This is a genomic window from Qipengyuania sp. B-5 (assembly GCF_056857815.1).
The window spans coordinates 1-11116 of sequence record NZ_JBSXNU010000009.1 but is presented as its reverse complement, the minus strand read 5'-3'; the positions used below and the strand labels follow the sequence as shown (position 1 = coordinate 11116).

Genomic DNA, 11116 nt, shown 5'->3' with positions numbered 1-11116 from the left:
CAGCCCAGAACCTCCGGAAACTGGCCAAGATGCGGCCCACGCCGAGCCTCGCCACTGCCTGAGAGAGGCAGCGACCTCACTCGCCTTGGATCCAAAGCGCTCAACCAACCCAGCCAACGTCGACTTTTTCAACAGAATAGGCCCAGTTTCAGTCATTGCGGGCGGCCAGGTTCGACAGCAGAAAATTCTTTCGCCCATGCAAATTGGGAAATCAGCAAGGATCGGGCTAGCGGCACATACTCAACCGGATTCGCGCAAAATCGAGCAACGTTGGCGCGGAAATCCGTCATCGCCGTCGCAAATCAGCGCATGTCTGTCGCAAAATCGGGTGGAGCGAAAAGATCTTCCGAGCTGAGGGCATCGGAGCGGTTTGTCCGCAAAAGTCCCAAATCGTCCATAGACGGTTCAAGTCTTGCAAATCGTTGAAGAATTCCCCGAGTTTCAACTGAACCCGACCCTTGCACCTTTAAAAAAGATTCTCATTATGTTCCGAAGAGGGGCTGCCGATGTCAATGTGAGAATGCCCAATGTCCAATACAGAACGCATCATCCGACTGAAGACCGTGCTCGACCGCACCGGTCTCTCCCGCTCAACCATCTACCGCAAGATCGCTGAAGGCACTTTCCCGTCACAAGTGAAGATCAGCGTGCATGGCGCTGGATGGCATGAGTCAGCCATCAATCGCTGGATTGCCGATCCCGCGCACTATCGTGAAGAGGAACCGGCGGAATGAGTGGCCATCCACCTGTCGAGCCGATCTGCCTCAGGGTCAATGACGCTGCCCGCATGATCGGTGTCGGTCGCACAAAACTCTATGAGCTGATCTCAAGTGGCGAACTCGAAACCATCAAGATTGGCAAGGCGACGCGCATTACGACAGCCAGTTTGCATAGGCTGGTGGAGCGGCGTCGGGCATTGAACTGACCAGGCCGCCAACTCGCAAATAGACAGTGTCAGAACGTGCCATTATATTGCGATCGGGCTCACCGCGAACCGCCCAATTATTCAGCTTTTCAGTCAAAACGCTGAACCGAACCACCGTTAAATGAACGAAAATGTGGGGGAGAGTGTGGGGGAGGGCCTGCTTTTGTTCCAAGAACGGGATTGATATCAAAGCGTTATTTTTCCGGTTCGATTCAAGCCCTGCCACCACCCCCCTTTCTTTCAGCGGCCCAGGACACAAGCAAATTGGCAGCTACCAGCGAGGAAGCGAGCAGCACCGGTGTCTTCGTTCAGCGCTGCAATCGGACGACGAACTTGCGGGTCGGACTCAGCACCGCAACGTAGCTGCCGTCGTCCTGTCGGCGGAGATCATAGGCTCCGCTGGGTGTCACCAGAGCACCGCGATCGAGCCGGTCGCCGGGTAAGATCGATATGACCGTCAAATAGTCTCCGCTGCCCTGCGGCAATGCGTCGAACCAGTCGCCAGCGGCATTGCCGAGGCCCAGTGTCCCGCGACATATCCCGTTCGGCATTGTGAACCGCACCGTCCCGGCAACCGGCTTGTCGCCAAAGCTGCCTGTATATGCGGTTGCCCGGATCGGACACGGCGTTTGCGGACCCGTCGGATCGGCCCGGAACGGCGCGGCCAGCGTCGTTGCGGTTTCCTTGATGTCCGAAACCCAGACGGCGTTCGACAGAACGCTGACGCTATCCCCGCTGTCAGGGTAAACTATCAGCGCGCTGCGTGCGCCAATCGCAACGCCGGCATGATGCGCGATCCTCTGGCCATCCGAGTCCGTTCCGATGCGCCAGCCGAACGCAATCCTGTCTTCGCCGTCAGCCACCGGTGAGCCATCGTTCATCTGAGTTGGCGTCCACATCATCGCCCGTGCCTCGGACGAGAGGAAGCCATCGCGCATCACCCGTGCCCCGAACATCGCGACGCCGGGCGCCGTCCCGCGGAAACCCGCGCCGCCCCATGAGTAGCTGTAATCGTGCGGATCGGCAGGCTTGATCGTGCCGCCTTCGAATTCATAGGCCACGGTGTCGTGCTGCGGATCGGGGACGAGATCCGGGCGCAGCGGCAGATCATTGGTGATCGCGCGCGAAACAAAGGAGAGGAAAGGCACACCTGCTCCACCCTCAATGGCGGCACTCAGCAGGGTATATCCGTAGGAACTGTATTGGTAGCTCGTGCCGGGTGCGAAAAGGAGCGGGCGGTTGGCGAAAATCTCGACCGCTTCGTCCACCGTGCCGAAATGGATGCCTCCGCGTGCGGCATCGACATCCTGATAATGCGGAATGCCGGACGTGTGCGCAGCCAGCTGCCGCAGGGTGATGTCCGAAGGCCAAGCGAGGCGGCGGTCAGGAAGGTAGCGCTGGACCGGTGCATCAAGGTCCAGCATCTTCCGATCGTACAACACGGTCGCCGCCGTTGCCGTCACCAGTTTGGAAACACTGGCGAGCCGAAAGCTGGTGTCTGGCTCGACCGGCAGTTTCCGATCCAGATCGCGATATCCTGCCGTGCCGGTCCAAATCAGCTCACCGTCGCGGGCCACGGCCGCTGCCATGCCGGGTACGCCGTTGGCTTCGACCTGAGCGGCCAGTATGGCATCTGCGATCCGGCGTTGCGTGTCGGCGGAATTTTCTGAGGTGTTCGCTGAAACGGGAGTGTTGCATCCGATAGTGGCGAGGGCGATTAGGGCGGAGTGTGTAAGGTGCTTTGTCATGCCCCGAGGCTGCGGTCGAAGCAGGCAGTGGACAAGAAAAGAACGGTGAAGATTGGTGAAATGAGGGTGGAACTTTGCCGGGTGCGTCACGCAGTCATCGCGAATGGCGATGAGCACCGCTTGCCCGACCTGTCGTTTCGCATGCTTGACCTGCTGGTGTCGCGGAGCCCCGACCCGGTCTCGTTCGCGGACATCGCGCACATCGTCTGGAACGCGCAAGTTACCCGGGAGACCATCAAGCAAAGGGTGACTTTGCTGCGCGAGTCTCTGGAACAGATCGGCATTGACGGGACGGCCATCGAAGCGGTCCGCAATCACGGCTATCGGACCACCTTGCAGATCGGCATTGCGCAACCTGGACGCGGATGGTCTGTCCGCCGCAAGATCGGATTGGCGGCGAGCGTGGTTCTGATCCTTGCCGCAGCGATGCTGTTGGCATGGCAGTATCGCGATACGGATGATGTCGCCATACCGCTGCTGGCTGTGGTTGCGACGTCGCCTTCGTCCGGCAGCGATCCCGCCGATGGGGAGGCGCTCCGCCGCGACATGGTACGCGCGATTTCGAAGTTCGAGGGCGTTCAGGTCATCGACCACCTTCCACCTTCAGGCACATCGCCAGCCTATGTTGTACGGCTATCGCTCGAACATTCAGGTCAAGACCGCGACCTGGCAACCGAGCTCGTCGATGGCCGGACAGGCGCTGTCCTGTTTGCGGAACAGTACCGTATATCGCCTTCGCAAACGGATCGCGCGGTGCTGCATTTTGCGAATAGCATCCACGCGCAGGTTACGGCTTTCTCGTCGGGCGCTGCCGGAATTTCAGCAGACGCGCGTGCGCGTTATGCCGAGGCATACAGGCTCTGGCGGCTTGGGGACGAACAAAGCCTGGTCGGCGCGCGCAACAGCCTCCAGGCACTGGCAGAAGACCCTGACGCGAACCTGATTGCCCGTTCGCTGCTGGCCCGCGTCCAATCGGACATGGTGTTGCGACATGGCGCACCGAAAACCCTGGCACGGCAAGCCGAATTGGACGTTCGCGCCTTGATCGCCAGACGCCCCGGCGTTGGAGATCTGCGCTACTCGCTATCCCGCACCTTGCTCGCGCAAGGCAAGCGCGAGGAGGCACTGGGCGAGTTACGCATCGCCCAGCAGACAATGCCGTTTCTCGCCCGTGACATCATGGCGATCGAAGGCCGATCCGAAGCACAGGGAGGCGGACTTGATAACTGATCGGAGGCAGAGTGCTGAATGTCGGCTCTGGGCACTGATGCACGCGAAAGCAGGTCGCTGGCTTCGCTCTCACTTGCCGTTCGCCAAGCGTGAGACTAGGCAACTCGGATGACCGATATTGCCCGATTGACCGGCCGCCCCGTCATTTCCGCGACGGGGCTGTTCACGCCCGAAGACAGCATCTCCAACGAGGAGCTGGTCGCCAGTTTCAACGAGTACGTGCGTCGCCACAACTCTGCGAATGCCGCAGCGATCGCTGCTGGCGAGATCGAGCCTCTGACCGAAAGCTCGGTCGAGTTCATCGAGAAGGCAAGCGGGATCAAGGCTCGCCACGTAATGGCCAAGGAGCCGGTGCTCGACCCCGAGATAATGGCGCCGCGTTGGAGGCAGCGCTCGAACGACGAGTTGTCGATCCTCGCCGAGATCGGGGTCAAGGCCGCGCGCGAGGCGCTGGAACGGGCAGGGCGCAAGGCCGGGGATGTGGATGCAGTGCTCTGTGCAGCGTCCAATATGGAGCGGCCCTATCCGGCAATGGCAATCGAAATACAGCAGGAACTGGGCATTGAAGGCTTCGGCTTCGACATGAATGTTGCCTGCTCCTCCGCTACATTCGGTATCCAGACGGCGGCGGATTATATTCGGGCCGGCAATGCGAAGAGCGTCCTCGTGGTCAGTCCGGAGATTACCAGCGGCCATCTGAATTGGCGCGACCGGGACAGCCACTTCATATTCGGGGACGTGGCGACCGCCGTTCTGGTGGAGGATGCTGCGATAGCTCCTGAAGAGCATTGGGAAATACTCGGGACGAAGCTGAAGACTGTTTTCTCCAACAACATTCGAAACAATTTCGGCTTTCTGAACCGCGCTTATCCCGAGGAAGCCGGCGGACCGGACAAATTGTTCGTCCAGGAAGGGCGCAAGGTGTTCAAGGAAGTCGTCCCGATGGTTGCCCAGATGATCATCGATGAATCGCAGCGGCTCGATCTCGATCCGACAAGTTTGCGCCGCATGTGGTTGCATCAGGCGAATGCCGGGATGAACCGCCTCATCGCTCACCGGGTTCTGGGTCATGAAGCGAGCGAGGACGAAAGCCCGACCGTGCTCGATACCTATGGCAATACATCGAGCGCCGGTTCGATCATCGCCTTCCACCTGCACAGCGAAGATCTGGCCGAAGGCGATACCGGGCTGATTTGCAGCTTCGGGGCTGGCTACTCCGCCGGGACTGTATTCGTCCGAAAGGCCGGCTGAGACCATGGCAGGGGTAGCGCGTCCCATGCCTTGAAGACATGGGGAACCAGCTTCCAGATACCCCAAATCGCGGCGAGCGAGACCAGACCGTCCAGCGCATAGTGATAGGCGAGGTGCACCGACCCTATCCAGATCAGCACCATGAACCAGAAGAAGATGCGTCCTGCCGTCTTCGACACTTCGCGCGCCGTCAGCCAGAACAGCACGCAAACCGCGACATGCATCGAAGGCATGGCGCTGATGCCTCGCCCAAGACCGTTGTCCTTGGTGGTATAGCTCTCGAGCAGCATGTCCTGTACCGGAATGGTCATCACGGGCACCTGCTGGTTTGCCCACCGAAGATATTCCATTTGTGCCGCGAAATCGGGAATTCCCAGAATCGGTTCGGCAAATACTGGTCCCACCGAAGCCAGCAAGGTCGCAAGCAGGCCGCCGACCAGAGACCACGCAAGCGCATAACTCAGAAAGAAGCGGCGCCGCAGGTCGTCGTTGACGGAGCCCGAAAGCGCCACAACTGTGACGCCCAGGTACAGCAGCAACACCCATATATGATAGGAAACCGCGATTGCGGCAGTGACCAGGGGATAGCCGAGAACGGGCTGCATCACCTGCCAGGCATCGTTTCCGAACAGGAGGCTGCGTTCCCAGACGATAAACGTCACGTCCCAATCGAATTGGGTGAACAGCGGGATCATCGCCTTGAGGCTCGAAAAGACGGGTATCAGAATCGCGCACATAGCCAATACCGGAACGCTGGCGATGAGGGCGGCCAGCGAGCTGCTTGTGAAATATCTGTTCTTCGCCCACGCCAACGGGCGGTCCGGCCTTTCCCGGATCAACCGGTAGATGATATCGAAGAAGAACCAGCCGATAGCCGCCGTGTAGATGATCTGAAAACTGGTGGTTGAACCGGCTCCCTCGTAAGGGATATCGAAGCTCGCCCAGAGGTATAGAACAACCCCGCCGCAGCCGAGCGCGTAAAGATAGATCGGAACTTCGCCCCACCATCGGCGCGTGATCTTGGCCAGCTGTTTCATAACCCGGTGTTTACCATGCTTTGGTGAAGGAAATTCTAACCGACCGAATATTGCACGTCGCAAGCTTGTGAGAGCGGCTTTCCCCGCGTAGTGGACGTGTATGGCAGGAGACTTACAGGATAATCAAGGACGCGGGGAAGTGCCCTCCAGCCTCCCGCGGATACATCCGGAAGGACGCAAATTCGGTCTTGCCGCGCTCGGACTTTCGCTGGTCTTCGCCTGGCTCGCCTGGGAAACGCTGGCCTGGCCCATGGCTTTTCTCTCTCTCGGTATATTCGCATTCTTTCGCGACCCTGAGCGCGTCGTTCCCCAAGATGATCGTTTCATAGTTTCGCCCGCCGATGGCAGGGTGGTTCAGATCACGCAGGTCGAACCTCCGCGCGAATTGACAGTCGACGATGGTACGGGTGTGGATGGTCTTGCTCCCGAACCCGTGATGCGGGTGTCGATTTTTCTTTCACTGCTTGATGTTCATATCAATCGCACCCCCATCGGGGGCGTCGTCCGGCGGGTGGTCTATGTCCCGGGCAAATTCCTCAACGCCGACCTGGACAAGGCGAGTGAAGACAATGAACGGCAGCATATCCTGATCGAGCGCCCCGACGGGCTGAAGGTCGGATTCACCCAGATAGCCGGTGTCATTGCGCGTCGGATCGTTTCCTTCGTGAAACCGGGGGACACGCTGGGCGTAGGGCAGCGGGTAGGGATGATCCGCTTCGGCAGCCGGGTCGATATCTACCTGCCTGCCGGGACCGGATCCTACGTCATGGTGGGTCAAAGGGTGGTGGCCGGGGAAACGGTGATAGCGGCCGTGGGTAGCCAGCCCCTTCTGGAAGGTGTGTCGCAATGAGCCTGCTGCCCACTCCCGAGCCTCGCCGCGAGCCGGAAGAGCGCGCCCGCCTGGGTCCAAAATCTGCCGAGGACGAACAGCCCGTGATGGGCAAGTCGCGCGGGCTCAGCCTGCGGGCGATGGCGCCCAATGCGATTACGGCAGCTGCACTGTGTTCGGGCCTCACGGGCATCCGTTTCGCCATATCGGAGCAGTGGGCGGCCGCCGCGGTTGCGATTATCGTCGCAGGGATACTCGACGGGATGGATGGCCGCATCGCGCGGCTGCTCAAGGCACAATCGCGTTTCGGAGCCGAACTGGACAGCCTCGCCGATTCGCTCAGCTTCGGCACCGCGCCTGCCATCATCATATATCTGTGGTCGCTTTCGGCGGAGCCTAGCTGGGGCTGGTTCGCCGCACTGGCGCTGGCGATCTGCTGCGCGCTGCGGCTGGCCCGGTTCAACGCGCAGATCGACATGGAAGAACAGCCGCACAAATCGCTCGGCTTCCTGACCGGAGTTCCCGCGCCGATGGGGGCGGGCCTTGCCTTCATGCCATTCTATCTCTGGTCGGCGACCGGGCTCGACGTCTTCCGCGAACCGGCCTTCGTTGCCCCGTGGCTGGTGGCGACCGCGCTATTAATGATTTCCAACATGGCCACGCCGAGCTGGACTTCCCTGCGGCCGCGCAAGGGCATCCGTCTGTGGGTACTGGCGTTCTCAGGATTGTTGTTTGCGGCGCTGCTGGTCGAACCTTGGTGGACGCTCAGCGCAATCGGTATTGGCTATCTGGTACTGCTGCCTTTTACGCAAATGCGTTATTCGCGGGTCAGGCGGCGCGCTGTGCCGACTGCCGAATGATCGGATAGGTTCGCGGCTGGCGTTCGAACCCGGGCGCGCTGGAGCCGATGGTCGCAGGTCGCGGTCCGCAACCGGCAGTGGCATAACCGATCTTCATCCGCTGCCTCAGCAGGCCGAAGGCGGACCACCAGCGCAATCCGCTATCGGCAAGCACGAGGACCGTTGCCATGCTGGCGAGGACGAGAGCGGTACTGAGAACAATCGCGAACATATCGGTCATCTCCTGCCCGGCCGCCTGTGCATAAAGCTGTTGACAGCCGGGGCGAATTTGCGGGAAAACCCCGGAATGCCGCCGGATGTTCCGGCGATGGGAACAATGTTCTCTTTTTGTTCTCATCTGTCAAGCGCTTTTTGCGCCCGGTTTCCCCTTTTCCGCGATGAATTGGCACTGGATTTATCCGGCGGACATCGTTATGCGCGCGGCGTTCACCAGTGAATCGGCCAATTCGGGCCATTTCGAACGGCGGGCAAATCCACATGGAAGGCGCTCATACCGGTGCCCGACCGCGGGAAGCTCCGCTATCCTCGGGTTCCAGCCTTCCAGAGGTACAACCGGAAAGGAAATGACCATGGCGGCTCCTACCGTCACCATGCAGCAACTGATCGAGGCCGGCGCACACTTCGGCCACCAGACCCACCGCTGGAACCCGCGCATGAAGCCGTATATCTTCGGCGCGCGTAACGGCATCCACATCATCGACCTGTCGCAGTCCGTGCCGCTTTTCGCGCGCGCGCTCGACTTCATCAGTTCGACAGCACGTTCGGGCGGTAAGGTGCTGTTCGTCGGCACCAAACGCCAGGCGCAGGATCCGATCCGCGAAGCCGCGCTCGCTTCGGGTCAGCACTTCGTCAACCACCGCTGGCTGGGCGGCATGCTCACCAACTGGAAGACGATCTCGCAGTCGATCAAGCGTCTCAAGACGCTCGACGAGCAGCTTTCGGGTGAAATGTCGGGCCTGACCAAGAAGGAAATCCTCCAGCTGACGCGCGAGCGTGACAAGCTGGAACTTTCGCTTGGCGGCATCCGCGACATGGGCGGCATTCCGGACGTGATGTTCGTGATCGACGCCAACAAGGAAGATCTCGCCATCAAGGAAGCCAACGTGCTTGGTATTCCCGTGGTCGCCGTGCTCGACACCAATGTCGATCCGAGCGGCATCGCCTTCCCGATCCCGGGCAATGACGATGCGGCCCGCGCCATCAAGCTCTATTGCGATGCGGTTGCCGATGCGGCCCGTTCGGGCAAGGGCGAAGGCGTGACCGATAGCGGGCGCGATGTCGGCGCGATGGAAAATCCGCCGGAAGAAGCCGCGGCCTGAAGCCAATCCTCGTAAGGCGGGAGCGCCATGCTCCCGTCATACAAGCGGAGTACGCGCCGGGCCGCTGATCACAGCAGGCCCGGTGCCCGCACATAGAATCGAAAAGGAATTTATCATGGCTGCATTCACTGCCGCTGACGTGAAAGCCCTGCGCGAAAAGACCGGCGCGGGCATGATGGACGCCAAGAAGGCGCTCGAAGCCGCCGAGGGCGATATCGAAGCCGCGGTCGACGCACTGCGCGCCAAGGGGCTCGCCACCGCCCAGAAGAAGTCGAGCCGTACCGCGGCCGAAGGTCTCGTCGGCATTGCCGTCGAAGGCACCAAGGGCGTCGCCGTCGAAGTGAACTCGGAAACCGACTTCGTCGCCAAGAACGACAAGTTCCAGGATTTCGTCCGCAAGACCACACAGGTCGCGCTCGGCACCGATGGTGACGATGTCGAAACGCTCAAGGCTGCGGGCTATCCCGATGGCGGTTCGGTTGCCGACAAGCTGACCGACAATGTCGCCACGATCGGTGAAAACCAGCAGATCCGCCGCATGAAGACCGTTTCGGTCACCAACGGCGTGATCGTGCCCTACATGCACAATGCGGTTGCCCCCGACCTCGGCAAGATCGGCGTCCTCGTCGCTCTCGAAAGCGAAGGCGACAAGGCCAAGTTGGAAGACCTCGGCAAGAAGCTCGGCATGCACATCGCCGCCGCTTTCCCGCAGGCGCTGACCGCCGACGGTCTCGACGCCGACGTGATCGCGCGTGAACGCGCCATCGCGCAGGAAAAGGCTGCCGAAAGCGGCAAGCCCGAGAACGTCCAGGAAAAGATGGTCGAAGGCGCGATCGGCAAATATGCCAAGGAAAACGCGCTGCTCAGCCAGATCTACGTGATCGACAACAAGACCCCGATCTCGCAGGTCGTCGAGCAGGCCGGCAAGGACATCGGCGCCAAGGTCGAACTGGTGGACTACGTCCGCTTCCAGCTCGGTGAAGGCATCGAGAAGGAAGAAAGCGACTTCGCAGCAGAAGTCGCGGCTGCCGTCGGCGGCTAAGCGAAAGCGCTTGCTAAACGATTGGGCCGCCGGAGTTCGCTTCGGCGGCCTTTTTCGTGCGTGGGGGAATTGGTTGGGCGACGTGGGGAATGTGGCTTCTTGCCTGGGTGGAGAAAGGGACGGAGACCGGACATTCCGCTAACGGACGCTATCGCGGATATTCCCTCAGCCACGCACAGGAGGGGAGATAGGCGGTGATCGACGCGACAGTGGAAAGAGGGTCGCGTATAAAAGCGCGAACTGGACCGCAAAAGCTGCGGCAAAAGTAAACGTGGGGTCAAATGACCCTACGATTTCAGTGGCTGGATAGCTCAGGTCGAAGCTGGCCAACCCATAATTGATCGCTTCGTTCAGCAGAAAGAACGAAGCAGCCAGAAGATAAGGCCAGCGCGTTTTCGGGTTGCTTGCAAAGAGCAATGCACCGGCGACGAGGCAGATAGTTTGTCCGGTAATGGCCGCTGTTCCAAATCGGTAAAAGGTTTCAGGCCCTTCGATCTTAAAAATCGGAACGAAGCTCAAGAGAGTGAAGAAAAGGGCGATGCCGCCAAACAGGATTAAAGTGCTAAATAGCAGCGAACCGTGCAGCATACGGTTTCTTTTTAGGAGGAAGGCGAGAAAGACAAGCAAGCCGAACTGGAGCGTGACCATAACGTTTTGAACGATCAGCGCGTCCTCCTCTCCGGAGGTGAGGGCTCTGTGAGCGGAAAGAACCGATAACGTGGCAGTCGTCGCAACTAGGCCCTGTTGACAAACTGGATTCACAATCGCTGCGAGATGTGATTCAAGATAGCTTTTGCGGAGGTTATCTTGGCGCGGTTGCTGATGGAGGATGCCGAGTGGGCATTCTTTGAACCCTTTTTGATAGCGATCCGGGG

12 protein-coding genes and 1 pseudogene are annotated in these 11116 nt (G+C 60.0%); 9 read left to right on the top strand and 4 right to left on the bottom strand.

All coding sequences use genetic code 11. The features are described from left to right. The 3 genes and pseudogenes from AC13CE_RS00210 to AC13CE_RS00200 form a co-directional block, all read left to right on the top strand. Positions 1 to 355, top strand: a pseudogene (locus tag AC13CE_RS00210) (hypothetical protein); the annotation flags it as partial. 172 nt (positions 356 to 527) lie between these two features. Then, positions 528 to 734 carry a helix-turn-helix transcriptional regulator gene (locus tag AC13CE_RS00205; RefSeq protein ID WP_067673162.1) on the top strand — a complete coding sequence of 69 codons (207 nt, stop codon included), beginning with the start codon at positions 528 to 530 and terminating at the stop codon, positions 732 to 734. Continuing rightward, the gene (locus AC13CE_RS00200) at positions 731 to 925 is read left to right on the top strand and encodes a helix-turn-helix domain-containing protein (RefSeq protein WP_482971075.1); all 195 of its coding nucleotides are present in this window, start codon (positions 731 to 733) and stop codon (positions 923 to 925) included. Before AC13CE_RS00205 ends, AC13CE_RS00200 begins: the two co-directional genes overlap by 4 nt. Positions 926 to 1233: 308 nt before the next feature. Here AC13CE_RS00200 and AC13CE_RS00195 read toward each other — a convergent pair whose 3' ends face one another. Then, the gene (locus AC13CE_RS00195; RefSeq protein WP_482971074.1) at positions 1234 to 2673 is read right to left on the bottom strand and encodes a serine hydrolase domain-containing protein; all 1440 of its coding nucleotides are present in this window, start codon (positions 2671 to 2673) and stop codon (positions 1234 to 1236) included. Positions 2674 to 2700: 27 nt separating this feature from the next. On the opposite strand from AC13CE_RS00195, the gene AC13CE_RS00190 reads away from it, so the two are divergent. Both AC13CE_RS00190 and AC13CE_RS00185 read left to right on the top strand, forming a co-directional pair. After that, the gene (locus AC13CE_RS00190; RefSeq protein WP_482971073.1) at positions 2701 to 3903 is read left to right on the top strand and encodes a winged helix-turn-helix domain-containing protein; all 1203 of its coding nucleotides are present in this window, start codon (positions 2701 to 2703) and stop codon (positions 3901 to 3903) included. A 108-nt stretch (positions 3904 to 4011) separates the two neighbouring features. Continuing rightward, a complete protein-coding gene (locus tag AC13CE_RS00185) occupies positions 4012 to 5154 on the top strand; it encodes a beta-ketoacyl-ACP synthase III (RefSeq protein ID WP_482971072.1) in 1143 nt (380 codons plus the stop codon). Here AC13CE_RS00185 and AC13CE_RS00180 read toward each other — a convergent pair. Then, positions 5115 to 6191 (bottom strand): phosphatase PAP2 family protein, encoded by a 1077-nt coding sequence (locus AC13CE_RS00180; RefSeq protein ID WP_482971071.1) that lies wholly within the window; start codon positions 6189 to 6191, stop codon positions 5115 to 5117. The two genes, AC13CE_RS00185 and AC13CE_RS00180, sit on opposite strands and share 40 nt — an antisense overlap. Before the next feature lie 100 nt (positions 6192 to 6291). Between AC13CE_RS00180 and AC13CE_RS00175 the strand changes: the two genes are divergently transcribed. Together AC13CE_RS00175 and AC13CE_RS00170 are read left to right on the top strand one after the other, a co-directional pair. Beyond that, complete coding sequence (locus tag AC13CE_RS00175; RefSeq protein ID WP_221539650.1) at positions 6292 to 7041, top strand: phosphatidylserine decarboxylase; 750 nt, start codon at positions 6292 to 6294, stop codon at positions 7039 to 7041. Next, the gene (locus AC13CE_RS00170; RefSeq protein ID WP_482971070.1) at positions 7038 to 7880 is read left to right on the top strand and encodes a CDP-alcohol phosphatidyltransferase family protein; all 843 of its coding nucleotides are present in this window, start codon (positions 7038 to 7040) and stop codon (positions 7878 to 7880) included. Before AC13CE_RS00175 ends, AC13CE_RS00170 begins: the two co-directional genes overlap by 4 nt. Here the strand turns inward: AC13CE_RS00170 and AC13CE_RS00165 are convergent. Continuing rightward, positions 7849 to 8100 carry a hypothetical protein gene (locus tag AC13CE_RS00165; RefSeq protein ID WP_482971069.1) on the bottom strand — a complete coding sequence of 84 codons (252 nt, stop codon included), beginning with the start codon at positions 8098 to 8100 and terminating at the stop codon, positions 7849 to 7851. The genes AC13CE_RS00170 and AC13CE_RS00165 overlap by 32 nt on opposite strands. A 349-nt stretch (positions 8101 to 8449) precedes the next feature. On the opposite strand from AC13CE_RS00165, the gene rpsB reads away from it, so the two are divergent. After that, positions 8450 to 9199, top strand: coding sequence for a 30S ribosomal protein S2 (gene rpsB, locus AC13CE_RS00160; RefSeq protein WP_221539646.1), 750 nt, complete (start codon positions 8450 to 8452; stop codon positions 9197 to 9199). 115 nt (positions 9200 to 9314) lie between these two features. Then, positions 9315 to 10241: a translation elongation factor Ts gene (tsf, locus tag AC13CE_RS00155; RefSeq protein WP_482971068.1), complete on the top strand. Its 927-nt coding sequence runs from the start codon at positions 9315 to 9317 to the stop codon at positions 10239 to 10241. Positions 10242 to 10406: 165 nt separating this feature from the next. Here the strand turns inward: tsf and AC13CE_RS00150 are convergent. Next, positions 10407 to 11116, bottom strand: a 710-nt coding sequence (locus tag AC13CE_RS00150; protein ID WP_482971067.1) for a hypothetical protein, incomplete at its 5' end; no start/stop codon positions are given.